Below are 24763 nucleotides of genomic sequence, written 5' to 3'. Positions count from 1 at the left end.
GGGGGACGCGCATGGGCGACGGACGGCGGGGCGGAGAAAAGGTGGGCCGCTGGGCGGTGTTCGGGGCGCACCTGGGGATCGCCGCCCTCCTCTGGCTGATCGCCGGAGTGTGGCTGGGCTGGGAGCGCGCAGCCTGGTGGCTCGTCTACGCACCGTTGTGGGCCGTCTGCCAGACCTTCTTCGCCGACCGGCTCGGAGCGCGTGCCGCCGGGGTCCCCCGGGAAAAGCACGCGGCCCTGGAGCGAGCCCTGCGCCGGGGCGAGGCGACCGCGTGCCCGGAACTGCTCGCGCGGGTCGCGGCCCGGCGCCGCGTGTTGTTGCGCAACCAGCGGTGGGGCGCCCGGGGCTGCGCGGTCCTGGCGGTGGGCGCCGGGTGCTGGGGACTGGTGAGTGGAGCGATGTCCGGGTGGTGGGCGCTCGGCGCGCTGCTCGTGGGGGCGGGACTGCCGCTGCTGACGACCGCCCAGGCGCGGTACTGGGAGCCCCGGCTGGTACAGGCCGAGACGGCGGCACGGGAGGAGACGGCGGCCCGGCGGGCGGGAGACGGTACGGGGCACGGCGGCGCCGAGCGGGGGCCGCGCGCGTGAGGCCGCCCGCGCGCCGGGCCGCCGCGTCTCAGCCCGCTCCCCCGCCTCCCGCCCGGAAGCCGATCGTCGGCACCGCGCGGCGCCGGGGCCAGGTCGCGCTCGTGCCCGCTCCCGGCAGGAGGGCGTCGAGGAAGGCGTAGCGGCGCAGCGCCGCCGGGTCCTGGTCGTCGTACGCCTGGACGTGGCGCCACCACGTGGCGACCTCCGCCCAGCCGGGGGCCGAGAGCGAGCCGCCGAACTCCTGGACGGAGAGCGCGGCGGTCAGACCCGCGAAGGCGAGGCGGTCGGCGAGCGGCCAGCCGGCGAGGCTGCCGGTGAGGAAGCCGGCGACGAAGACGTCCCCCGCGCCCGTCGGGTCGAGCGCCGGGACGCGGATCGCGGGGACGTCGGCGCTCTCGCCCGTCCGCGCGTCGACCGCGTACGCGCCCTCCGTACCGAGTGTGACGACGGCGAGGGGGACGTGTTCGGCGAGGGCGTGCGCGGCGGCGCGCGGGCTCTCGGTCCGCGTGTAGCGCATCGCCTCCTCCGCGTTCGGCAGGAACGCCTCGCAATGACCGAGGTCGCCGAGGGCCCCGAGGTCCCAGCGTCCCGACTCGTCCCAGCCGACATCGGCGAAGACACGGGTGCCGCGCGCGGCGGTGTGCGCGATCCACGGCGCGGGGCGCCCCGGCGCGAGCGAGGCGACGGCGGCGCGCGCGGGCGGCACGTCCTCGGGCGCGGGCGCGGGGATCGGCGCGTCGTGCCCGTGCGAGACCATCGTCCGCTCGCCCTCGTAGGCCATCGAGACCGTCACGGGCGAGTGCCAGCCCGCGACGCGCCGCGAGGGCGTCAGGTCGATGCCCTCGCCCTGCGCGAGCGCGTCCCAGCAGTACTCGCCGTAGTGGTCGTCGCCGAACGCCGCCGCGAGCGAGGTGCGCAGCCCGAGCCGGGCGAGCGCGGTCGCCATGTTCGCGACACCGCCGGGGCTGGAGCCCATGCCCCGCGCCCAGGACTCGGTGCCGCGCACGGGCGCGGAGTCGAGCCCGGTGAAGATGATGTCAAGGAAGACGGTCCCGGTGAGGTAGACGTCGCAGACGGGCCCGGCGGGGTCGCGGATCGCGGCGAGCGGGTCGATACGCGGGGCCGCGCACGGGTCGAGGCGGGCGGCGGCGCGGGGGGTGGCGGGACCGGTTCCGTACGGATCGGTGCTCACGGTGCGTGCCTCCCCTGGTCGGTGCGATTGCGGCCAGTGTGCCCGATGGGCGCGGGGTGCGAGGAGCGCGCCGTGGGGTACGTTCCGGATCATGAGGCTGACGATTCTGGGCGGTGGCGGCTTCCGGGTGCCGCTCGTGTACGGGGCACTGGCGGGCGGCGAGGTCGACGAGCTGACGCTCCACGACAGCGACCCGGTGCGCCTCGGTGTGATCCGCGCGGTCCTGGAGCAGCTTCCCGGCGGCGGCCCCCGCGTCCGCACCGCCGGTGACCTCGACGAGGCGCTGCGCGGCGCCGACTTCGTCTTCTCCGCGATCCGCGTCGGCGGCACCGCCGGGCGTGTCGCCGACGAGCGGGTACCGCTCGCCGAGGGCGTGCTCGGTCAGGAGACGGTCGGCGCGGGCGGAGTCCTCTACGGACTGCGCACGGTGCCGGTCGCGGTCGAGATCGCGGAGCGGGTACGGGCCGTGGCCCCCGAGGCCTGGGTCATCAACTTCACCAACCCGGCGGGGACCGTGACGGAGGCGATGGCGGGGGTGCTCGGTGAGCGCGTCATCGGCATCTGCGACTCGCCCGTCGGTCTCGTCCGGCGCGCGGCCCGCGCGGCCGGGGCGGCGCCGGGCTCCGTCTCGTACGAGTACGTCGGGCTCAACCACCTCGGCTGGCTGCGCGCCCTGCGCGCGGCGGACGGCACGGACCTGCTCGAAGCGCTGCTCGCGGACCGTACGGCCCTGGAGTCCTTCGAGGAGGGGCGGCTCTTCGGCGCCGACTGGCTGCGCGCGCTCGGCTCGCTGCCCAACGAGTACCTGCACTACTACTACTTCCGCCGCGAGGCGCTCGCCGCGGTGCGCGCCGCTGGCGCGACGCGCGGGGAGTTCCTGCGCGAGCAGCAGGAGGCGTTCTTCGCGGCCGCCGCGCGCGAGCCCTCCCGCGCGTACGCGCTGTGGGAGGCGACGCGCAGGGAGCGCGAGGAGACGTACATGGCGGAGAGCCGCGAGGCGAGCGGCGGCTGGGAGCGCGACGAGGAGGACCTGGCGGGCGGCGGCTACGACCAGGTGGCGCTCGCGCTGATGCGGGCGATCGCGGGTGACGCGCGCGGCACACGGCTGATCCTGAACGTGCCGAACGGGACGACGGTGCCCCAGCTGCCGCCGGACGCCGTCATCGAGACGGTGTGCGAGGTGGACGCGCGCGGCGCGCACCCCCTGCCGTGCGCCCCGCTCGGCGAGGCCGAACTCGGGCTGATGCTCCAGCTCAAGGCGGTCGAGCGGGCGACGATCGAGGCGGCGCTCTTCAAGGACCGCACGGCGGCCCTGCGCGCGCTGGCCCTTCATCCGCTGGTGGACTCCCCGGCGGTGGCGGCCCGCATCCTGGAGTGCGCGGCGAAGGGCTGAGCCGGGTGGGGCGCGGCTGTGAGGTGGGCCCGGGGGGTGTGGCTGGGGGGTGGGCCCGGGCGTGGCGGTGGGGGGCGCCTGGGGGCGCGGCTGTGGGGTGAGCCCGGCCTGCGTGGCGAAAATCTGGCCCGGAGGCCGGGGCTGCGGGACGGGCCCGGTGCGGTGCGTGTCGTCGGCCGCTGAGGCACGAGGGAGCGGAGCAGCGCACGAGGGCTCCCGGACCCGGCGCACTTCGGGCGCATACGACAACTCGGGCTAGCGAAAGAGGAGTTGACGGCCCCTCTTCCGCGCCGTCCTGGGCGAGCGAACCGGCCCGCTTACCCCTTCCGCCCCATAGCAAACATCACGTGACCTGACTCACATCAGCCCGGCTTTCGGGTGCCGAAACCGCTTGATACAAATTGCCTCGCGCACCCGTCGCACAGCCCCGGCACCGGCCCTCCCACCGGCCCCGAGGCCCCGGCGTTCGGTGGCGAACTCCCTTTCCCCATACCGCCCTTCCGGGTTGCCTCGTGCTGCCCCGAACCGCGGGAAGGGCCCTCCCCCCATCGCTTCGCACCCGCTCTGGAGCCGCCCGTGTCTCCGCGCTCCCCCAGGCCCCTCGTCGCCCTCTTCACGGGCGGCTATCTCGCCTCCTACCTGCTGCCCACCGTCGTCCCGCGCATCGGTTCGGGGCTCGGTCTCACCCCCGCGCAGGCCGGACTCGTCGGCAGCGGACTGCTGCTCGGCTCGGCGAGCGCCGGATTCACGCTCGCCTCCCGCGTCGAACGCTTCGGGGCGCGCCGCGTCGCGCGCGCCGGGCTGCTCCTGTCCGCGCTCGGCTACGGGCTCGCCGCGCTCAGCGGCGTGCTGCCGCTCGTCGTGCTCGGTGTCGTGCTCGGCGGCTTCGGCTCGGGCACGGCGACGACCGTCGCCGCCTCCGGCATCGCGTCGCTGCGCGACCCGCACCGCGCCTCGTCGGCCGGACTCCTCTCCGTCTCGGCCGCCGCGGGGGCGCTCTACCTGACACTCCCCCACTTCGGCCCGGGCCACCGGCTTCCGCTGCTCGCGCTCGCCGTCGTGCCGCTGCTCGTGTGGCCCGCGACGCGCGGGCTCGCCGGCTCCCGCCCGGCGGACAGCACGGTCCCGGTGACCACAGGGCGGCTCCCCCATCGCCGCTCCGGGCTCGTCCTCGCGCTCTCGGTCGCGGGCTGGTCACTCGCGCAGAACGCGCTGTGGGGCGTGAGCGGGCGGATCGGCACGGAGCAGGCGGGGCTCGGCGAGGTCGCGGTCGGTGTGGTCTTCGCCGTCGCGCTCGGCGGCGGGCTCCTCGGAGTGCTCGGCGCGGGAGCGCTGGGCTCGCGGGCCGGACGCGCGGCCCCGATCGGACTCGGCACGGTCGTGATCGCCGCGTGCATCGCGGTGAGCGCGTCGGCGCGCGGGCTCGGGACCTTCGCGGGCGGCGAAGTGCTGTGGAACACCGGCTACCCGGTCGTCCTCTCCTACCTCATCGGCCTCGCCGCCTCGCTCGACCCGCGCGGGCGCTGGGCGGTGCTCGTCGGCTCGGCGTCCGCGCTCGGCGTGGCCTGCGGCCCGGTCACCGGCAGCCTGCTCGTCGAGTCGGCGGGCTTCACCGGCATGGGCCTCGTACTCGCGGGTGCCCTGCTCCTCCTCGCGGTGCCCCTCACGGCCGTCGCGCTCCACACGGGCGGGCGCCCGCTCCTGCCGGGCGCGGTACGCCGCAGAGGCGGCCCGAGCGCCGCCCTGGTCGCGGCCCGCGCCGGCGCCCCCTCCGGCACGATCCCGCGGATCGGCGCCCCCGAACAGACGATCACGGAGATCCCTGTCCCGGCGCCCGACCCCGCCCGCGCCGACTTCGGCACGGCGGGAGCGGAGCGGGTGGGGGGTTGAAGGGGGGCGGGGGCGGCACACGGCGGGCGTGGCGGGGCGGGGGGCCTCGGCGGCGCCGGGAGGCGCGGCAGTCCGGGCACGGCGTCGCGGCGCGTGACGGCGGATGGCGCTACGGGCGCGCCGCCGGGTGAGTTCGACGCGCCGGGCGCTGGGCGGGCGCGCGGCAGCGGGGAGCGCAGCGGCAGATGCGGTGGACCGGAGGGGTGGGGGTAGGGGCCGGGAGGGTCACGGGGGATGCGAGGGCGCGAGCGGACCCGGCAGGCGCGACAGCGGCGAACTCGACGGCGCCGACCGCTCGGTGAGCACGGCGAGGGCGGGGCGTGGGCGCGGCTGCGCGGCGCGGCGGGCTCGGCGGGCTCGGCGGCGCAGGGGCGGACGCGACAGACGCGGCGCGGCGGCGCAGGGCGGCGAGGATACGAGGAGAAGGGGGCCGTCCGTACCCGTAGCGACAGCCCGCCCCCTCCCCGCGCCGTCTCCGTCTCAGCCCTGGAAGCGGTATTCCTCGACGGCCTTGAGGTATCGCGTGCGCAGGTCCTCGTCGTCCTCCAGGAAGGCGGCCTCGAAGGAGTTGCGGGCGAGGGTGCGCTCCTGGTCCTCGGTGAGACCGAGCGCCGTTCGGACGGCGTCGAAGTTGTCCTGCGCGTAGCCGCCGAAGTAGGAGGGGTCGTCGGAGTTCACGGTGCACTTCAGGCCCGCGTCGAGCATGTCCCGCAGGGGGTGCTGCTCCATCGTGTCGATTCCGCGCAGCCGCACGTTCGAGAGCGGGCACAGCGTCAGCGGGATCTGCTCGCGGACGAGCCGTGCGACGAGCGCGGAGTCCTCCAGGACGCGGCGCCCGTGGTCGACGCGCTCCACACCGAGTGCGTCGAGCGCCTCGGTGACGTACTCGGGGCCGCCCTCCTCGCCCGCGTGCGCGACCCGGTGCAGCCCGAGCGCGGCGGCCCGCTCGTACACCTCGCGGAAGGGCCCCGGCGGATTGCCCAGCTCCGCCGAGTCGAGACCGACGCCGGTGATGCGGTCGAGATACGGCTCGGCCTCGGCCAGCGTCGCGAGCGCGGAGGCGACAGGCTGGTCGCGCAGGAAGCACATGATGAGCCGGGTGCTCATCCCGTACCGCTCAACCGACCGATCGAGCGCCCGCACGAGCCCTTCCACGACGGTCCCGAACGGCACTCCGCGCGAGGTGTGAGCCTGCGGGTCGAAGAAGATCTCGGCATGCCGCACCCCCTGCGCGGCCGCCCGCTCCAGATACGCGTCGGCAAGCTCCTCGAAATCACGCTCCGTGCGCAGGACCGCCATCAGCTCGTAGTAGAGGTCCAGGAAGGACTGGAGGTCCTCGAAGGCGAAGGCGCTGCGCAGCGCGAGGGTGTCGTCGTGGCTGAGCGTGACCCCATTGCGAGCGGCGAGCGCGAAGGCCAGCTCCGGTTCGAGGGTGCCTTCGATGTGAAGGTGCAGCTCCGCCTTGGGGATGGGTATGGAAGTGGGCATCCGAAGATTCTACGGGAATCACAGGTGCACGAGGCGTGGCGTGGACCACGTGCGAGGGGACGGGCGAGGCGTGGCTCGCGGCAGCTACGGGCGTGGCACGAGGTGAGTCGCGGGCCAGGTGCGAGAGGACGCGGAGGCGGGGCTGCGGCCACGGGCGGGGAGCGGAGCGATGGGGGCGTGACGGCAGGGACTGAGCGGTAGGCGACGGGGTGAGGCGGGGCAGCAGGACTACAGCTGGGCCGCCCGGGCGGCCTGCCGCCCAGGTGGGCAGCCAGTTGGAGGAAGGGAGGGGCCTGGCAAAGGGATAGGGCCTAACGAACCGGGGATGGAACGGCCCGGGGCCGACGCGGGACGCGCCCCCTCGGGTGACCAACGGGGCAGCGGCGAACGAAGGGGCCAGCGGTCCGATTTCAACGGGGGACGTGACCGGCCCTTGCTCGCCCTGTTGGCGACCGGCGGCGCGGCTGTGACGAGGACCATGGCCCGACCCAAGCGGCAGCGCAGCCGCGGCCAAGGCCAGGGAAGACCAGGGGGAACCTACCGCGGCTCGGACCTCCGACCAATGGTGTGGGCACGACCAGGACCACGACCCACCGACGCCCCCCCAAGAGCGACACGAACCCCCCGACCGGTGGCGCGGCACGCGACCAACGCCACGGCCCAACCATCGGCACGGGGTGGCACGGGCCCCCGCCCGGTGGCGTGCGCGCGACCAGGCCCACAGGCCTCACCGCCGCACGGGCCCAATCAGCCGCCCGGACCCGAACGGCCCGGCCGTGCCCAAGGCCGGGGACCCCACCACCGGCGCAGACCCCACCAGCGGCACGGACCCGAACGGCAGCCGACGCCGGTCGTGATGGCCGATGCAAGGCGCGGAACCCTCGCGACGAGGGAGTGGACGCAGGCCCGCAGACCTTATCGGCCACTGCCGCAGCGCCTCCCCAGGCGGATCGTGCCGTCCTCCGCCTCGACCACCCCCGGGCCCCCACGGGCGCGCAACGAGGCCCGCGCCACGCCTGTCCGCCGCAGCAACTCACCGATCGTCGTCCGCGGCCGCTCGATCCGGTCGTCGGCACCCGCCGACTCCCCGGGCTCCCGGGTCGCCGCGCCGAGTTCGCGGCCTCCAGGTCGGAGACACCCACCCCATCGCGGTGCCGTGCCGTGGTCCCCAGGCACAGCAGGTGCCCGCCTGGGAGTGGAAGCGGAGCCGTCGACCGACGCCGCACCCGCGCCCGTCGCCTCCTCGCGGGGAGTCAGAGGCGCGAGGGCACGGGGACGCGGTCGAAGTCCTCGGCGACGGTGAGGCCGCCCTCGTAACCGGCCGCGCGGGCCTGCCGCGCGAAAACACTGGGGTCCTCGTAACGCTGTGAGAAATGGGTCAGCACGAGGTGCCTCACCCCGGCGTCGCGGGCGAGCGCGGCGGCCTGTCCGGCGGTGAGGTGGCCGTGTTCGGTTGCGAGAGCCGCATCCTCGTCGGCGAAGGTGGATTCGATGACGAGCAGGTCGCAGCCCTCGGCCAACTCCTCGGCGCCCCGGCACAAACGGGTGTCCATGACAAAGGCGAAGCGTTGCCCGCGCCGCACTTCGCTGACCTCTTCCAGCCGTACGCCGCGCAGCACGCCCTCCCGCCGCAACCGCCCCACGTCCGGTCCCTCGATGCCGTGCGCCGCCAGCGCCTCGGGCCGCATCCGCACCCCGTCCGGCTCGGTGAGCCGGTAGCCGAAGGACTCGACGGGATGGCTGAGCCGTCGCGTCTCCAGGGTGTACGCGGGAGTCGTCACCAGCACGCCCTCCTCGTGCACGGGGACGGGGGTGATCCCGACGCTCTCGTAGTACGAGGTCGAGTACCGCAGCCGCTGGAAGTACTCCTCACCACTCGCCGGGTAGTGCGCGTACACCGGGTGCGGGACCCGGTCGAGGTTGATGCGCTGGATCACCCCCGCCAGGCCGAGCGAGTGGTCCCCGTGGAAGTGGGTGACGCAGACCCGGTGCAGCGCCGTCGCGGAGATCCCCGCGTGGGTCATCTGACGCTGCGTGCCCTCGCCGGGATCGAAGAGGAACGCCTCCCCGTCCCAGCGCAGGACATAACCGTTGTGCCCGCGCCGCCGCGTGGGCAGCTGGCTCGCGGTCCCGAGAACGACAAGCTCACGCCCCGCCATGGCCCCGCCCTAGCCCGGCGGCCACTGCAACCCACGCCCTCCGAGGACGTGCGCGTGCACGTGGAAGACCGTCTGCCCCGCCCCCGCACCGGTGTTGAACACGATCCGGTACCCGGACTCGTCGACCTTCTCCTGCGTGGCGACTTCACCGGCCGCCGTGAGGAGAGCGGCGCTGAGCTTCGGGTCAGCGGCGAGAGCGGCGGCGTTGGGGTAGTGCGCCTTGGGCACGACGAGCACGTGCGTGGGCGCCTGCGGGTTTATGTCCCGGAACGCGAAGGTGTGCTCGTCCTCGCGCACCACAGTCGCCGGCACCTCCCCCGCCACGATCTTGCAGAACAAGCAATCCGACTCCGGCTCACCTGCCATGAAGGACACTCCTCTCACGCAACGACATCGAAGAAATGTTAGCCACACCAGTCCCCAGCCACGGCCTCGAAACCGGGGACCGGGGCGGAGACCGAATCCGGAGACGGGGCCGGGCCCGAAACCGGGGACCGAGGACCGGGGCGGAGCTGCGAGGCCCACCCCGGTCCGGGTCAACTACTGTCCGCCACCCCCCGGCAGGGCGGGAGGCGTCTTGGCCGGTGTCTCCTCCAGCCCGGCCAGCGCCAAGCGAATGGCCTCGTCGAGCTGCGGGTCCTCCCCGGCCGCGTACTGCTGCGGTGCCACGACGACCTCCACGTCCGGGTCCACCCCGTGGTTCTCGACGCCCCAGCCGACCGTCTCGAACCAGAAGGCGTACTTGGGCTGCGTGACGGACGTTCCGTCCACGAGCCCGTGCCGGTTGTCGATCCCGATGACCCCGCCCCAGGTCCTCGTCCCGACGACGGGCCCGATCTTCAGCGCCTGGATCGCCGCGTTGACGATGTCGCCGTCCGAGCCGGAGAACTCGTTGGCGACCGCGACGACGGGTCCGCGCGGGGCCGCCTCCGGGTAGCTGGTCGGCCGCATGCCGCGCGACAGGTCCCAGCCGATGATGCGCCGGGCGAGCTTCTCGACGACGAGCTGCGAGGTGTGCCCGCCCCGGTTCTCGCGGACGTCGACGACAAGCCCTTCCTTGGCGATCTCCACCCGCAGGTCGCGGTGGAGCTGCGCCCAGCCGGAACCGACCATGTCCGGCACGTGCAGATAGCCGAGCCGTCCGCCGGACTTCTCGTGCACGTAAGCGCGGCGGTCCGCGACCCAGTCGTGGTAGCGCAGGGGCTCCTCGTCGCGCAGCGGCTCCACGACGACGTGCCGTGGCTCGCCGCCGTCCGCCGGACCGATGGTCAGCTCGGTGACGTGACCGGCCGTCCCGGCGAGGAGCGGCCCCGGGCCGAGCAGCGGGTCCACCGGACGGCCGCCGACCGCGAGAAGCGCGTCCCCGGCCCGTACCGCGATACCGGGGCCGGCGAGCGGGGAGCGGGCGTGCGGGTCGGAGGTCTCGGAGGGCAGGACGCGGTCGATGCGCCACTGCCCGTCCTCGTGCCGGGAGATGTCCGCGCCGAGCAGCCCGGCGCGCAGGGCACCGTGCCCGTGGCCCGCCGGGGTGACGTACGCGTGGGAGGTGCCCAGCTCGCCCTGCACCTCCCACAGGAGGTCCACGAGGTCGTCGTGGGTCGCGACGCGCTCCAGCACCGGCCGGTAGCGGTCGAGGACGCCGTCCCAGTCGACGCCGCCCATGTCGGGGCGCCAGAAGTTGTCCCGCATGAGGCGGCCCGTCTCGTCGAACATCTGCCGCCACTCGGCGGCGGGATCGACGACCTGGCGGATCCGCCCGAGGTCGACGGCGACGTTGTTCTCGTGGTCGTCGTCGCCCGGAGCGCGGCGGTCGCTCGGCACGACGCGGAGCTTGTCCCCGCCGCGGAGCAGGACGCGCTTGCCGTCGCCCGTGACCGCGTACGAGTGGGCGTCGCCGGAGAGTTCCTCGACGCGCTGCTGCGGGAAGTCCCAGCGGAGCAGGCTCGTCTTGGCGCCGTCATCGTCGGGTCCCGCGCCGGAGGTGCCGAGAACGCCGGAGACGGGGTGGCTGAGCCAGAGCACGCCATCCTTCGCGGCCTGGAGCGAGGAGTACTCGCCGGCCTCGACGGGGAAGGGCACGATCCGGTCGGCGAGACCGTCCACGTCGATGCGGGTCTGCGGACCACCGCCTTCGCCGGCCTCCGGGGTGCCTTCCTTGTCGGGCGTCTCGAACGGCTTGCCGTGCCGCTGCGGGCCGAAGGGCGAGGGGGTCGTCGCGGCGAGCGTGACGAGGTGCGGGCGGGTCGTGCCGATGAAGGCGAGGTCGAAGTTGTGCGCGTCGTACAACGGGTCGAAGGCGCGGTCCGAGAGGAACGCCAGGTGCTTGCCGTCCGGGGTGAAGGCGGGGCTGTAGTCCTTGAAGCGCAGCGGGGTCGCCTCGACGGGCGCGAGGTCCGAGACGTGCGCGAGCTTGAGCTGGCGCAGCGGGTCGGGGCCCGGGTGGGACCAGGCGAGCCACGTGGAGTCGGGCGAGAAGACGAGTCCGCTCGCGTCCCCGTTCTCGCTGCGGTCCACCTCGCGCACCTCGCCGGAGGACCGCTCCACGAGCAGCACCCGCCCGTCGTGACTCGCGACGCCGAGCCGCTCGCCGTCCGGGGCGACGGTGAAGGAGAGGACGCGGCCGAGCTTGCCGCGCGCGATGCGGCGCGGGGCGGTGCCGGGAGCCGTACCGGTGGCGGGCGCGAACTCGATGGCGTCCTCGCCCTCGGCGTCGGTCACCCAGGCGACCCACTCCTCCCCGTCGAGCCGGAAGGTACGCGGCAGCCTGGCCCGTACTCCCTGCTCGCCCGCGAGGACGCGTGCCGGCCCGTCGCGGTGCGTCACCCAGTGCACGGCGCCACGCACCAGGACGGCGCTGCCGCGACCCGTGTGATCGGGACGGGCGGCGGAGAGCCAGCGGGACGCGGAGATCGCGAAGGGCTGGAGGTCGGCACGCTGGCCGCCGAGGCCGATGTCGAGCAGGCGCGGCTCGGCGCCTTCCAGGTCGTCGAGAATCCACAGCCGGCCCGCGCTCGACCAGACGACGCGGGTGCCGTCGGTGGCGGCCTGGCGGGCGTAGAAGCCGTCGGGCTCGACCGGCGAGTGGCGGCGCAGGTCGCTGCCGTCGGGAAGCGAGGAGTAGAGCGCGCCGACGCCTTCGTGGTCGGAGAGGAAAGCGATGCGACCGCCCACCCAGAGCGGGTCCTCGATATTGCCGTCCAGGTCCGCGTGCACCCGCTGCCAGGCGCCCTCGGCGTCGGGCCCGAGCCACAACTTCCCCGCGGTACCGCCCCGGTAGCGCTTCCACCACGCGGCCTCGCGGCCCATGGAGACCGAGCCGAGCAGGACGCGTGCGCCCTCCGGCTCGTAGGCGAGTGCGCCGACGGGGCCGTATGGGAGGCGGCGGGACGCCGAGCCGTCGAGGGGCAGGGCGTGCGCCCAGGTGCGGCGCAGCGAGGCCTGGCCGTGCGACGTGATCGCCACGACGTCGCCCTCGGGGGTCCACCCGCGTACGGACGTCTTGTTGCTGCCCCAGTAGGTGAGGCGGCGGGCCGGTCCGCCCTCCAGGGGCGCGACGAACACCTCGGGGGCGCCCTCGCGCTTCGAGGTCCAGGCGACCGTGGCGCCGTCGGGAGATATCCGCGGGTGCTGGACGGGAACGTTGTCGGCGCTGACGCGCCAGGCGCGCCCTCCGTCGAGCGGGGCGATCCAGACGTCGTCCTCGGCGGTGAAGGCGATGAACTCGCCATGGATGTGCGGAAACCGTAGGTAGGCAGGCTGTGTCACAAGAACCACCCTAAGCACGGTGACGGACAGGGGACAGGGCCTGCCGGGCAAGCTGTGGATAACTCAGGAGAAGTCGCGACAGCCGTTACTCGTTCGAGTGAGCGAATTAATCGATTACTCGGAGTTATCCACAGATTCGCTGCGAAGGCTTCCGCGCGGGCCTCGCAGGGGTTGGGATTGATCTCGTGACGACGACGGAGAACAACCCGGCTCAGGAACGGCTGCGTACGGCGCGGACCGTGTGGCTGTGCGCTGCCCGGGCGGAAGGACCGCCCCTCGTGCGCGCCACGTGGTTCGTCGTCCTCGAAGGCGTGTGGTGGATCGGCGCGGCGGCGGGCGGCACCCTGGTGCGCCTGCTCGCACGACGGCCACGGGCCACGCTCGCCCTGGACGGCCCCGAACCACTGGTCGCGGAAGGCGACGCGCGCCTGCACCGCACCGGCTTCCCCGCGCGGGTACGCGAGTCCTTCCTCGCCAAATACGGCTGGGACCCAGCGATACCGGCCCGCCCGGGAGAGCGCCGGGTGCTCCTGGAGATAGCCGTGCGGGACTGGACCCCGGCCTCCCTCGCGGACTGAGGGCCGTGGATCGCCGCCCGGCGACGGCGGGACTGACCACGTACTGCTCGTACTCCTCCCGGACGTTCCCCTCGGGGAAGGCCCCGGCCAGGATCTCCCCGGAGGTGTGGGCGCGGGCCGTGACCGGGGCGCGCCTGGCGCGGAGGGCCGCCCCGGCTCCCGCCCGGCCTCCCCGCCCAGTCAGCACACCGCACCGCACGTCCCACGCAGCACCGCGCGCCGTCCCGCTCTACCCCCACCGCCCCGTCCGCCCCGACAGCAGCGACACCGCCGCCGTGCCCGCTGTCGAGGTGCGCAGGACGGAGGGGCCCAGGCGGCAGACGTGGGCGCCGGCCGCGGTGAAGGTCGTGATCTCCTCGGGGGCGACGCCGCCCTCGGGACCGACGACGAGGACGATATCGCCCTCGTCGGGGAGCGGCAGCGTGGCGAGCGGGGCGCTCGCGGTCCCGGCGTCCTCGTGGAGGACGACGGCGAGCGCCGCGCGGGCGAGGAGGGCCGCCGCCTCCTTCGTGGAGACGGCCTCGGCGATCTCCGGGAACCGGGGGCGGCGGGACTGCTTGCCCGCCTCGCGTGCGGTCGCCCGCCACTTGGCGAGGGATTTCGCGCCCCGGTCGCCGCGCCATTGCGTCACGCACCGGGCCGCCTGCCACGGCACGATCGCGTCGACACCCGTCTCGGTCATCGTCTCGACGGCGAGTTCCCCACGGTCTCCCTTGGGCAGCGCCTGCACCACGACGAGCCGTGGACTCGGTACCGGTTCCTCGCGCAGCTCACCGACCTCGACGCTCAGCCGGTCCTTGCCCTCGGCCGCCGTCACGACGCACGGTGCCCACCGCCCCTCCCCGTCACTGAGCACGATCTCCTCTCCGGGACGCAGCCGCTTCACGGAGACCGCGTGCCGCCCCTCGGGCCCGTCGAGGACGAAGACCCCGCCGGGCACGGCCTCTTCGGCGAGCCGGGGGGCGAGGAACACGGCGGCGGTCATGCCGCTCCTTTCAGCGGTACGAGGTCACGGGCACAGCACCGGGGCACGGAGCCAGGGGACGCGGGATGCAGGGGTTCGGGGGCAGGGGTTCGGGGGCAGGGGTAAAGGGTGCAGGAGTAAGGGCCTCAGCGCTCCAACGGCGTGAGCGCCGCGCGCGTCTCGGCGGCGAGCGTCTCGACGAGGCGCCCGGCGGCGACGGTACGGGCCAGGCGGTGGCCCTGCCCGGCCCAGAGTGCCATGCCGTCCGCGTCCCCGGCGCCCGCCGCGGCACGCCGCAGCCCCGCCGTCAGGTGGTGCACGCGCGGGTACGCGGCCGGGGCCTCGGTCGAGTGCACCCGTACGAAACGGTTGACGAGCCCACGCGCGGGACGGCCCGAGAAGGCCCGCGTGAGGGTCGTGCGGGTGAAGTGCGGGCTCGTCAGCGCGGTCTTGTGGACCGGGTGCGCCCCGGATTCGGGGCAGGGCAGGAAGGCGGTGCCCAGTTGCGCGGCCTCGGCCCCCGCCGCGAGCACGGCGGCGATCTGCGTACCGCGCATGAGCCCGCCGGCCGCCAGGAACGGCAACGGCACGGTCTGACGGACCTGTTCGAGGAGGCTGAGGAGCCCGAGCCCGCAGCCGTCCGTGGCGGGGTCGTCGTGGTGGGTGCCCTGGTGGCCCCCGGCCTCGACACCCTGCACGCACAGCGCGTCCGCCCCCGCCCACTGCGCGGCGCGCGCCTCCTCGGGCGTGGTCACGGTGACGACCGTGAGCGTGCCGACACGCTGGAAGGCGTCGAGCACGTCGCGGCTGGGGCAGCCAAAGGTGAAGGAGACGACGGCGACGGGCTCGGCGAGGAGGACGGCGACCTTGGCGTCGAAGAAGTCGTCGAGCGCGCCGTCCGGGAGGCCACCGAGCGGGGCGCCGTACCGCTCACTCTCCTCCGCGAGCCCGTCCGCGTACGCCTCGACGGCGTCGGCGTCCGCCTCGGGCTGAGGCAGGAAGAGGTTCACCCCGAAGGGACGCCCGGTCAGCTCGCTGGTGCGCCGCACCTCGTCCTGTACCGCCGCGACGCTCTTGTACCCGCCGGCGAGGAAGCCGAGCCCTCCGGCCTCCGACACGGCGGCGGCCAGCTCCGGACAGGAGGCACCCCCGGCCATGGGAGCCTGCACAACGGGATGGCGCAACAACTCGCCGAACACAGAGGACATCCCGAAATCGTCCCACGAGCCGCACCAGCCGCGTTCACGGGACCCGACACGGGGCGTCTTTCAGAAGGCCCCCGATGTCCAGCCCTCCGGCGCTTGGGGAGCGGGGACGGGGGCAGCACCCCAGCATCGGCGCCGGGACATGCGCCGGGACAGTGCCCCAGAACCGCCACCTCGGGCAGCCTCCCAGACTCGGACCCCCGGGGAGAGCGCCCCAGAACTGGCCCCCGGGACAGTGCCCTAAAAACCGGCGCCTCGGGGCAGCGCCCCAGCAACGGCCCCCGGGGCAGGGCCGAAGCCCCCGGCCCGGAGCTCCAGACCCGAAGCCCCCGGCCCCGAAGCCCCCGGCCCGCAGCCCGGAGTCCGGGGCAGCGTCCCGCGACGCCGCCCCGCCTCCGCCGACTCCCCTCAGCTACGCCCGTTGAACGCGTCCTTGAGCCGCGAGAAAAGCCCCTGCTGCCCCGGCTGGAACTGCCCCGTGGGCCGTTCCTCGTTCCTGAGCTTCGCGAGTTCCCGCAGCAGCCGCTCCTGCTCCGCGTCGAGCTTCCCCGGCGTCTGCACTTCCACGTGCACGATGAGGTCACCGCGCCCGCCCCCGCGCAGATGCGTGACCCCGCGCCCGTGCAGCGGCACGGACTGGCCCGACTGCGTGCCCGGCCTGATGTCGACGTCCTCGGTCCCGTCGAGCGTGTCGAGCGGCACCTTCGTACCGAGCGCGGCGGCCGTCATCGGGATCGTCACCGTGCAGTGCAGGTCGTCGCCGCGCCGCTGGAAGACGGAGTGGGCCGTCTCGTGGATCTCGACGTAGAGGTCGCCCGCGGGGCCGCCGCCCGGGCCGACCTCGCCCTCGCCCGCGAGCTGGATGCGCGTGCCGTTGTCGACCCCGGCCGGGATCTTCACGGTCAGCGTGCGCCGCGACCGGATGCGGCCGTCACCGGCGCACTCGGGGCACGGGGTCGGCACGATCGTGCCGAAGCCCTGGCACTGCGGGCAGGGCCGCGAGGTCATGACCTGGCCCAGGAAGGACCGGGTGACCTGCGAGACCTCACCGCGTCCGCGACACATGTCGCAGGTCTGCGGCGAGGTGCCGGGAGCCGCGCCCTCGCCGTTGCAGGTCGCGCAGACGATCGCGGTGTCGACCTGGATTTCCTTGGTGGTACCGAAGGCCGCCTCGTTGAGGTCGATCTCCAGGCGGATCATGGCGTCCTGGCCCCGGCGGGTCCGCGAGCGCGGTCCGCGCTGCTGGGACGTACCGAAGAAGGCGTCCATGATGTCCGAGAAATTCCCGAAGCCCGCGCCGCCGAAGCCGCCCCCGGCCCCGCCACCGCCACCGGCCTGCGAGAGCGGATCGCCGCCGAGGTCGTAGACCTGCTTCTTCTGCGGGTCCGAGAGCACCTCGTAGGCGGCGTTGATCTCCTTGAACCGCTCCTGGGTCTTCGGGTCGGGGTTGACATCAGGGTGGAGTTCCCTGGCCAGCCGGCGGAAGGCCTTCTTGATCTCGTCCGGGGAGGCGTCGCGGCGCACGCCGAGTACGGCGTAGTAGTCCGTGGCCACTTACGACTCCGCCAGGATCTGTCCGACGTAACGAGCCACTGCGCGTACCGCTCCCATCGTTCCGGGGTAGTCCATGCGGGTCGGTCCGACCACGCCGAGCTTGGCGACTGCCTCGCCGCCCGAACCGTAGCCGACCGACACGACCGAGGTGGAGTTGAGCCCCTCGTAGGCGTTCTCATGACCGATGCGGACCGCCATCCGCGGGTCGTTGACCTCGCCGAGCAGCCGCAGGAGCACCACCTGCTCCTCCAGCGCTTCGAGCACCGGCCGGATCATGAGGGGGAAGTCCTGCCCGTAGCGCGCGAGGTTCGCCGTGCCGCCGATCATGAGGCGTTCCTCGGTCTCCTCGACGACCGTTTCGAGCAGCGTGGACAGGACGACGGCGACCGTGCCGCGGTCCTCCTGCTCGAAGGAGTCGGGCAGATCCTGGACGAGCTGCGGGACGTCGGCGAAACGACGCCCGGAGATCCGGCTGTTGAGCCGGGCCCGCAGATCGGCCACGGAGGTCTCGCCGAACGGCGCCGGGCAGTCGATCATCCGCTGCTCGACGCGGCCCGTGTCGGTGATCAGCACGAGCATGACGCGCGCGGGACTCATCGAGAGCAACTCGACGTGCCGCACGGTGGAGCGCGTCAGCGAGGGGTACTGCACGACCGCGACCTGCCGCGTGAGCTGCGCGAGCAGCCGTACGGTACGGCCCACGACGTCGTCGAGGTCCACCGCGCTGTCCAGGAAATTCTGGATGGCACGGCGCTCGGGCGCGGTCATCGGCTTGATGTCGGCGAGCTTGTCGACGAAGAGGCGGTAGCCCTTGTCGGTGGGGATACGGCCCGCGCTGGTGTGCGGCTGGGCGATGTATCCCTCGTCCTCCAGGGCCGCCATGTCGTTGCGCACGGTGGCCGGAGAGACGCCGAGCCTGTGCCGCTCGGTGAGCGCCTTGGAGCCGACCGGCTCCTCGGTGCCGACGTAGTCCTGGACGATGGCGCGCAGGACTTCGAGTCTGCGTTCGCTGAGCACGCCGCCACCTCCCTGGCCCCCGGCCGGAGCCTCCGGTCCGGGCCTGGCACTCGCCCTGTCTGAGTGCCAGAACTTCCCCGGCCAGTGTACGGCCGTACGGTGGGCCCCGGGCAAGGCCGGGCAGCGCTTTGTGGCACTTCACCGGGGCCCGCCGCCCGCGCGTGGTACCCGTACCGGGGTGAGCGGGACGGAACGGGGCAGGGTGTCGGCAGGGACAGTGGGGACGCGGCGTAGCGGGCGGGTGCGCGGCAGCGGCTGCCGGACCGCCACCGACGAGCGGGGAGCGCGATGGAGTGGACCGAACTGCCGGAGTGGGAGCACCCGGCGCCGGGCGTGGCACGGCTGCGGCTGCCCGGCTGGGACTGCACGGCGGGGCTGGTACGGGGCGAGGGCGCGGCGCTCCTCGTGGACCCGGGGGCGAGCCTCGCACAGGGCGAGGCGGTGCGGCGCGCGGCCGAGCGCCTCCTCGGGGACGGTACGCACGTGACGCATCTCGCACTGACGCACCCGCACTTCGACCACGTGCTCGGCGCACCGGCCTTCGAGGCCCCGGTGTACGCGGCGGTGGGCGCCGAGTCGCTCCTCGGCACGGAGTCCGGCCGTGCCGCGCTGCGCGAGGACGCGGTGCTGCACGGGCTCGACGCCGTCGAGGCGCGGAAGGCCGCAGCGCTGCTGCGAGGGCCCGACCAGGCGGTGAGCGGCGAGTTCGCGCTCGACCTCGGCGGCGGGCGGCGCGTGCTGCTCGCCAACGTCGGGCCCGGGCACTCGGGCCATGACCTGGTGCTCGTGGTGCCGGGCGAGCGGACCGCGGTCTTCTGCGGAGATCTCGTGGAGGAATCGGGCGAGCCGCAGGCGGGGCCCGACGCGGTGCCGGCGCGGTGGCCCGAGGCGCTGGACCGGCTGCTCGCGCTGGGCGGCGAGGAGGCGGTGTACGTGCCGGGGCACGGCGCGCTCGTGGACGCGGCGTTCGTACGGCGTCAGCGCGACGCGCTCGCGCGGCGGTTCGGCGTGTCGTGAGCGGGGCGGGCACGGAACGGGCGCGCGGGGCGGAGTGTCGGGCGCGGAACGGCCGTGCGGAACGTCGTGCCGGGAGCAGGGGCGGGCGCGGGGCGGGATGGGCGTGCCGGGAGGGCCCGGCGTCGGCGTGTCGTGCGCGGCACCCCGGGTCCGTACGGCGTGTCGTGGTCGCCCGGACGGCCGTACGTTCCTATCGTCCTAGGAATGCGCGCGTACTCACCCGACCTCACCCCGCCCTGGAAGAAGCGGCGGACCGTCCCCCAGGTGCCGCTGGAGCGGGATCTCGTCGTGGAGGAGGTGTCAAGCGGCTTCTGCGGCGCGGTGACCGGCTGGGAGAAGTCGGCGCAGGGGCTCGTGGTGTCGCTGGAGGACCGTTTCGGCAAGACGCGGGTCTTCCCGCTCACGGAGGGCGGCTTCCTCCTGGAGGGCCGCGCCGTCACGCTCGTGCGGCCCACCGCCGCGCCTCCGGCGGCCCCCTCGCGGACCGCCTCCGGTTCCCTCGCGGTCCCCGGCGCGCGGGCGCGCGTGGCGCGAGGCGGACGGATCTACGTGGAGGGGCGGCACGACGCGGAGCTCGTGGAACGGGTGTGGGGCGACGACCTGCGGATCGAAGGGGTTGTAGTCGAGTACCTGGAGGGCGTCGACGATCTCCCGGCGATCGTCGAGGAGTTCGCGCCGGGTCCCGACGCGCGGCTCGGTGTCCTGGTGGACCACCTCGTGCCGGGTTCGAAGGAGGCGCGGATCGCGGCGGAGGTCGCGAGCCCGCACGCCTTGGTCGTGGGGCACCCGTACATCGACATCTGGGAAGCGGTGAAACCGTCCTCCGTCGGCATCGCCGCCTGGCCCCGCGTCCCGCGCGGGCAGGACTGGAAGACGGGCATCTGCCGCGCCCTCGGCTGGCCGGAGAACACGGGCGCGGCCTGGCAGCACATCCTCTCCCGTGTCCACTCGTACAAGGACTTGGAACCGGAACTGCTCGGCCGCGTGGAAGAACTGATCGACTTCGTGACGGCCCCTGAGCAGACCTGACCGCTTCTCAGGCCGTCGGCGCGCTCGTGCGGGGTGACCGGGTCCCGGCCTCCTGCCCCAGTCCCCACGTCCCGTGTCCGGGCGAGCGCCACGGCCCGCCCGGGCTCCTCGGCAAACCGGACCTCGTGGCCGAGGCCCCCTCGGACCTCGTGATCAGCCCCCACGGACTCGTGATCGGCACCCGCTCGCAGGAAGAAAGTTCCTCCCGGCCTTGATCTTTCCCCCGGGGCAGACCCCAGTCTGCTGCCACGAGGGGGCGGGCAGTCGCTCCGGCGAGAGGGAGGAACACACGCATGAAAGCGCTCGTGCTCGACATCGGTGGCGTCCTTGAGCACACGCCCGCGACGGGGTGGGTGGCGCGCTGGGAGGAGCGGCTCGGGCTCGCGCCCGGGGCGGTGGAGGCGCGGATGGCGGACGTGTGGGAGGCAGGGGCGGTCGGGCGGATCGACGAGTGGGCGGTGCGGGAGCAGGTGGCCGTGCGGCTCGGGCTCGACACCGCCGGGCTCGACGCCTTCATGGGCGACCTGTGGGCGGAGTACCTGGGGACCCCGAACACCGAGCTGATCGGCTTCGTCCGGGGCCTGCGCGGTCGCTGCCGCCTCGGCATCCTGAGCAACAGCTTCGTCGGCGCGCGCGAGCGCGAGGCGGCGCACTACGGCTTCGACACGCTCGTTGAGCACCTCTCGTACTCTCACGAGACCGGGCTCGCCAAGCCCGACCCGCGCGCCTACGCGGCCGTGTGCGAGGCGCTGGGCGTACGGGCCCGGGACTGCCTCTTCGTCGACGACGTCGCGGCGAACATCGCGGCGGCGAAGGCGGCAGGAATGAGTGCACACTTGTTCACCGGCACCTCAGGCAACGCGGAAACCTTCGCACGCATACGCGCACACTTGTACACCGGAAGCTGAGCCGGTCGGCCTCGGGCGGGGGTCAGTCCACGAGGTCCCGTACCACCGCGTCGGCGAGCAGCCGCCCTCGCAGCGTGAGGACGGCCGCCCCCTTGCCGTACGCCTCGGGGTCGAGGAGCCCGTCGTCGAGATGGCGTGCCGCCGCCGCGCGACCCGCCGGGAGGAGGAGGTCGAGGGGGCAGCCCTCGCGCAGTCGCAGCTCCAGGAGGACGCGCTCGACGCGGCGGTCCTCCTCGCCGAGGAGCTCGCGCCCCGCGCCCGGGGAACGGCCCTCGGCGAGCGCGGCGGCGTAGGCGCCGGGGTGCTTCACGTTCCACCAGCGGACGCCACCGACGTGGCTGTGCGCCCCCGGTCCCGCGCCCCACCAGTCGGCGCCGCGCCAGTACAGCTCGTTGTGCAGGCAGCGCGCGGGCTCGCTGGTCGCCCAGTTGGAGACCTCGTACCAGCTGAAACCGGCCTTCGCGAGGAGTTCCTCGGCGATGAGGTACCGGTCGGCGTGCTCGTCGTCGTCGGTCATGGGGATCTCGCCGCGCCGGATGCGGCGGGCGAGGCCCGTGCCCTCCTCGACGATGAGGGCGTACGCGGAGACGTGGTCGGGCCCCGCGCCGATCGCCGCTTCGAGCGAGGCGCGCCAGTCCGCGTCGCTCTCGCCGGGGGTGCCGTAGATGAGGTCGAGGTTGACGTGCTCGAATCCGGCCGCGCGCGCCTCGGCGACACAGGCCTCGGGGCGGCCGGGGGTGTGGTTGCGGTCGAGGACGCGCAGGACGTGCGGGCGCGCGCTCTGCATACCGAAGGAGATCCGGTTGAAGCCGCCCTCGCGGAGGGTCGCGAGATAGGCGGGGTCGACGGACTCTGGGTTCGCCTCGGTCGTCACCTCGGCGTCGGGCGCGAGGCCGAACTCGTCCCGTACGGCGGCGAGCATCCGTACGAGGTCGGCGGCGGGCAGCAGCGTGGGCGTACCGCCGCCGAAGAAGACCGTACGGGCCGGACGCGGGTCCTCGCCGAGCACCTCGCGTGCGAGGCGGATCTCCTGGGCGAGGGTGTCGGCGTAGTTGTCGCGGGAGGCGAGCACGCCTCCCGTACCGCGCAGCTCGTTCGCCGTGTAGGTGTTGAAGTCGCAGTACCCGCAGCGGCTGGCGCAGTAGGGCACGTGCAGGTAGAAGCCGAGCGGGCGCGCGGCGGCCCCGTCCAGGGCCTGCGCCGGAAGCGCCCCGTTCTCGGGCACGGGCTCACCGTCGGGAAGTGCGGACAAGTACGCCCAGTACGACGGATTCCGGCCGGCACGCCGAGAGCACGCACCGGACGCCGCGCGGCCGCCCTGCGGGCGACGAGGCGAGATTGAAGACAGCCCCTAGGGCCGCGAAGTCCTCTGCGGACGCGCCTCAGGCGATCCACTCCCCGGGCCCCTCGCCCCGCCACTCGATGAACCCCTTGTCGGCGGCGACGGCCCCTTCGGCGTCCTCCAGCCCCGCCCGCCGCAGGAACTCCACGAGATCCGCGACCCCGTACGCCACTCCCAGGACCTCCCCGTCCACCTGCACGCGCCGCCCCCCATCGCTCCCGGGAGGATGGACGACGACAGGCGCGGAGGAGGAGTTCATACGACGATCATGCAGCGAACGGATGCGCGATGCACGCCCACGGGCAAATCCGGCCGGCCGCATCACCGGCCCCTCCGGGGGTGAGGAAGCGCGGAGCGGAGCTGTCCGGTTACCGGCGGAAACCGGACAGCTCCGCCCGGAACAGGAGCTTCGTCACGGAGGGGACGCGCCCCTGCCTGCCACCCCGCGCCCCACCCACACCCCGCGACTCACGCCTCCCGCGTTCCCGCGTACATCTCGTCCAGCAGGTACCCGTACTCCCGCTCCACCACCGGCCGCTTGATCTTGAGGCTCGGCGTCAGCTCCCCGTGCTCGATGTCGAGGTCCCTCGGCAGCAGCCGGAACTTCTTCACGGTCTCCCACCGCTGGAGCCCCTCGTTCAGCTCCCGCACGTACCCGTCCACCATCTCGACGGTCTTCGCGTCGGCCACGATCTCCGCGTACGGCTTGTCGCCGAGCCCGTTGTCCTTCGCCCAGGCGAGCAGCGCGTCCTCGTCGAGCGAGATGAGGGCGGAGCAGAAGTTCCGGTCGCCGCCGTGGACGAGGATGTTCGACACGTAAGGACAGATCGCCTTGAACCGGCCCTCGACCTCGGCCGGGGCGATGTACTTGCCGCCGGAGGTCTTGATGAGGTCCTTCTTGCGGTCGGTGATCCGCAGGTAGCCGTCGACGGACAGCTCTCCGATGTCGCCCGTGTGGAACCAGCCGTCGGGCTCCAGCACCTCGGCGGTCTTCTCGGGCAGCCCGTGGTAGCCGGCCATGATGCCGGGGCCGCGCAGCAGGATCTCGCCGTCCTCCGCGATCCGCACCTCCGTGCCAGGCAGCGGCTTGCCGACCGTGCCGGTGCGGTAGGCCTCGCCCGGGTTCACGAACGAGGCCGCGCTCGACTCCGTGAGCCCGTACCCCTCCAGGATGTGCACCCCGGCCCCGGCGAAGAAGAAGCCGATCTCGGGGGCGAGCGCGGCGGAGCCGGAGATCGCGGCGCGCAGCCTGCCGCCCATCGCCTCGCGGATCTTGCCGTAGACGAGCCGGTCGGCGACGGCGTGCTTCGCGCGCAGGCCGAAGGGGACGGTCGCTGTCCCGGTGCGGCGGAAGTTGTCCTGCGAGGTCTTCGCGTACTCGCGGGCGACCTCGGCGGCCCACTGGAAGATCTTGTACTTGGCTTCGCCGCCCTCGCGCGCCTTCGCCGCGACGCCGTTGTAGACCTTCTCGAAGATGCGCGGTACGGCGGCCATGTAGGTGGGCCGGACGACGGGCAGGTTCAGGATGATCTGGTCCACGCGGCCGTCGACGGCCGTGACGTGACCGACCTCGATGTGCCCGGAGGTGAGCACCTTGCCGAAGACGTGCGCGAGCGGCAGCCACAGGTACTGGACGTCCTCCTCCACGATCATCCCCGTCGCCTTGATCGCCTTGGCCATGTAGGACCAGCACTCGTGCGGCAGGCGCACACCCTTGGGGCGGCCTGTCGTGCCCGAGGTGTAGATCAGCGTCGCGAGCTGATCCCTCGTGATCGCCTCGACGCGCTCTTTGATCGCCTCCGGGTGCGAGGCAAGGTGCTCCTGGCCGCGCTTCTCCAGGTCGGCGAGGGTGAGCAGCCAGCCGTCCGGGTCCGCGGCGTCCGCCGTGACACCCTCCTCGTCGAGGACGACGACGTGGTGCAGCGCCGGGAGCCCGGCGCGGCTCTCGCGGACCTTCGCGAGCTGCGTCGCGTCCTCCGCGAAGACCACGCGGCTGTCGGAGTCGGCGAGGATGAACGCCGACTCCGAGGTGTTCGTCGAGGGGTAGACGGTCGTGGTCGCCGCGCCCGCGCACATGATGCCGAGATCGACGAGAATCCACTCCACACGGGTCGCCGCGGCGAGCGCGACGCGCTGCTCGGGCTCGATGCCCAGCGCGATGAGACCGGCCGCGATCCGCTCGACGCGCTCGGCGGCCTGCGCCCAGGTCAGCGAGGCCCAGTCCGACGGCCCCTCGCCGGAGGCGGGCGGCACCGGGTAGCGGTACGCCTCCGCGTCCGGGGTCGCGGCGACCCGCTCCAGGAAGAGGTGCGCCACGGAGGGCGGACGGTTCTCGATCATGGTCTGTGTGTCGCTCACGACATCCTCCGGGCCCGCGACTCTGCGTGCGACTGGTAGTGAATGGTTCGAGACGTGTACTGAGCGTTCCTGCGCGTTGTTTAACTGGCGAGTAACTAAGGGACGGTGATCAGAGTAGAACGAGCCTGGCCTGCGCGTAAGGGCCTGACACTCGCTCTGTTCACGACACCCGCCCCTCCCACCCCTTCCGCCCCGGCTCCGCTTTCGGTACGGGGCATCCGGCGCGGTGGCCAGGTACCGGGCTTCCGGCGCACGGCGGGCGAGGGCGCATTGGGGCGCGGCAGCACAGGACGGGGCGCGCGAGGGGGGCGCGGGAC

Annotated in this window: 19 protein-coding genes; 7 read left to right on the top strand and 12 right to left on the bottom strand. The window is 73.7% G+C overall.

Translation table 11 applies throughout. The features are described from left to right. Positions 1-11: 11 nt before the first annotated feature. Positions 12-587 carry a hypothetical protein gene (locus IF99_RS0108755; protein WP_158716582.1) on the top strand — a complete coding sequence of 192 codons (576 nt, stop codon included), beginning with the start codon at positions 12-14 and terminating at the stop codon, positions 585-587. Positions 588-615: 28 nt separating this feature from the next. Here IF99_RS0108755 and IF99_RS0108750 read toward each other — a convergent pair whose 3' ends face one another. Next, the gene (locus IF99_RS0108750; RefSeq protein WP_030995800.1) at positions 616-1779 is read right to left on the bottom strand and encodes a carbohydrate kinase family protein; all 1164 of its coding nucleotides are present in this window, start codon (positions 1777-1779) and stop codon (positions 616-618) included. Between the two features lie 91 nt (positions 1780-1870). Here IF99_RS0108750 and IF99_RS0108745 point away from each other — a divergent pair, with 91 nt between their 5' ends. Both IF99_RS0108745 and IF99_RS0108740 read left to right on the top strand, forming a co-directional pair. After that, positions 1871-3172, top strand: coding sequence for a 6-phospho-beta-glucosidase (locus IF99_RS0108745; protein WP_030995799.1), 1302 nt, complete (start codon positions 1871-1873; stop codon positions 3170-3172). A gap of 576 nt (positions 3173-3748) precedes the next feature. Further along, on the top strand, positions 3749-5062 hold the full coding sequence (locus IF99_RS0108740; protein WP_030995798.1) for an MFS transporter: 1314 nt from the start codon (positions 3749-3751) through the stop codon (positions 5060-5062). Between the two features lie 480 nt (positions 5063-5542). Here the strand turns inward: IF99_RS0108740 and IF99_RS0108735 are convergent, their stop codons facing one another. The 4 genes from IF99_RS0108735 to IF99_RS0108720 all read right to left on the bottom strand — a co-directional run bounded on the left by IF99_RS0108735 (position 5543) and on the right by IF99_RS0108720 (position 12474). Beyond that, a complete protein-coding gene (locus IF99_RS0108735; protein WP_030995797.1) occupies positions 5543-6550 on the bottom strand; it encodes an adenosine deaminase in 1008 nt (335 codons plus the stop codon). A gap of 1253 nt (positions 6551-7803) precedes the next feature. Further along, complete coding sequence (locus tag IF99_RS0108730) at positions 7804-8709, bottom strand: ribonuclease Z (protein ID WP_030995796.1); 906 nt, start codon at positions 8707-8709, stop codon at positions 7804-7806. 9 nt (positions 8710-8718) lie between these two features. Beyond that, positions 8719-9075: a histidine triad nucleotide-binding protein gene (locus tag IF99_RS0108725; protein WP_030995795.1), complete on the bottom strand. Its 357-nt coding sequence runs from the start codon at positions 9073-9075 to the stop codon at positions 8719-8721. Between the two features lie 174 nt (positions 9076-9249). Further along, on the bottom strand, positions 9250-12474 hold the full coding sequence (locus IF99_RS0108720; RefSeq protein ID WP_030995794.1) for a S41 family peptidase: 3225 nt from the start codon (positions 12472-12474) through the stop codon (positions 9250-9252). 185 nt (positions 12475-12659) lie between these two features. Between IF99_RS0108720 and IF99_RS0108715 the strand changes: the two genes are divergently transcribed. Next, positions 12660-13052, top strand: a complete 393-nt coding sequence (locus IF99_RS0108715; RefSeq protein ID WP_030995793.1) for a pyridoxamine 5'-phosphate oxidase family protein — start codon at positions 12660-12662, stop codon at positions 13050-13052. Between the two features lie 229 nt (positions 13053-13281). Here IF99_RS0108715 and IF99_RS0108710 read toward each other — a convergent pair whose 3' ends face one another. The 4 genes from IF99_RS0108710 to hrcA all read right to left on the bottom strand — a co-directional run bounded on the left by IF99_RS0108710 (position 13282) and on the right by hrcA (position 17792). Further along, positions 13282-14037, bottom strand: a complete 756-nt coding sequence (locus tag IF99_RS0108710) for a 16S rRNA (uracil(1498)-N(3))-methyltransferase (protein ID WP_030995792.1) — start codon at positions 14035-14037, stop codon at positions 13282-13284. A 125-nt stretch (positions 14038-14162) separates the two neighbouring features. Further along, positions 14163-15224, bottom strand: a complete 1062-nt coding sequence (locus IF99_RS0108705) for a nitronate monooxygenase (protein WP_030995791.1) — start codon at positions 15222-15224, stop codon at positions 14163-14165. A gap of 405 nt (positions 15225-15629) precedes the next feature. After that, positions 15630-16775 carry a molecular chaperone DnaJ gene (gene dnaJ, locus IF99_RS0108700; protein WP_030995790.1) on the bottom strand — a complete coding sequence of 382 codons (1146 nt, stop codon included), beginning with the start codon at positions 16773-16775 and terminating at the stop codon, positions 15630-15632. Next, on the bottom strand, positions 16776-17792 hold the full coding sequence (gene hrcA, locus IF99_RS0108695) for a heat-inducible transcriptional repressor HrcA (protein ID WP_030995789.1): 1017 nt from the start codon (positions 17790-17792) through the stop codon (positions 16776-16778). A gap of 288 nt (positions 17793-18080) precedes the next feature. Here hrcA and IF99_RS0108690 point away from each other — a divergent pair, with 288 nt between their 5' ends. From IF99_RS0108690 to IF99_RS0108680, 3 genes are all read left to right on the top strand, one after another. Next, positions 18081-18809, top strand: coding sequence for an MBL fold metallo-hydrolase (locus IF99_RS0108690; RefSeq protein WP_030995788.1), 729 nt, complete (start codon positions 18081-18083; stop codon positions 18807-18809). 204 nt (positions 18810-19013) lie between these two features. Beyond that, positions 19014-19838 (top strand): DUF3097 domain-containing protein, encoded by an 825-nt coding sequence (locus IF99_RS0108685; RefSeq protein WP_030995787.1) that lies wholly within the window; start codon positions 19014-19016, stop codon positions 19836-19838. A 293-nt stretch (positions 19839-20131) separates the two neighbouring features. Next, on the top strand, positions 20132-20746 hold the full coding sequence (locus tag IF99_RS0108680; protein WP_030995786.1) for an HAD-IA family hydrolase: 615 nt from the start codon (positions 20132-20134) through the stop codon (positions 20744-20746). A gap of 22 nt (positions 20747-20768) precedes the next feature. Here the strand turns inward: IF99_RS0108680 and hemW are convergent, their stop codons facing one another. From hemW to IF99_RS0108665, 3 genes are all read right to left on the bottom strand, one after another. Continuing rightward, positions 20769-21998, bottom strand: coding sequence for a radical SAM family heme chaperone HemW (hemW, locus tag IF99_RS0108675; RefSeq protein WP_030995785.1), 1230 nt, complete (start codon positions 21996-21998; stop codon positions 20769-20771). 130 nt (positions 21999-22128) lie between these two features. After that, positions 22129-22347: a hypothetical protein gene (locus IF99_RS0108670; protein ID WP_030995784.1), complete on the bottom strand. Its 219-nt coding sequence runs from the start codon at positions 22345-22347 to the stop codon at positions 22129-22131. A gap of 209 nt (positions 22348-22556) precedes the next feature. After that, on the bottom strand, positions 22557-24446 hold the full coding sequence (locus tag IF99_RS0108665) for an AMP-dependent synthetase/ligase (protein WP_030995783.1): 1890 nt from the start codon (positions 24444-24446) through the stop codon (positions 22557-22559). Positions 24447-24763: the final 317 nt, after the last annotated feature.

This window comes from Streptomyces sp. NRRL F-5630 (genome assembly GCF_000719475.1).
Classification (GTDB): domain Bacteria; phylum Actinomycetota; class Actinomycetes; order Streptomycetales; family Streptomycetaceae; genus Streptomyces.
This window is presented reverse-complemented; position numbering and strand designations above follow the sequence as displayed.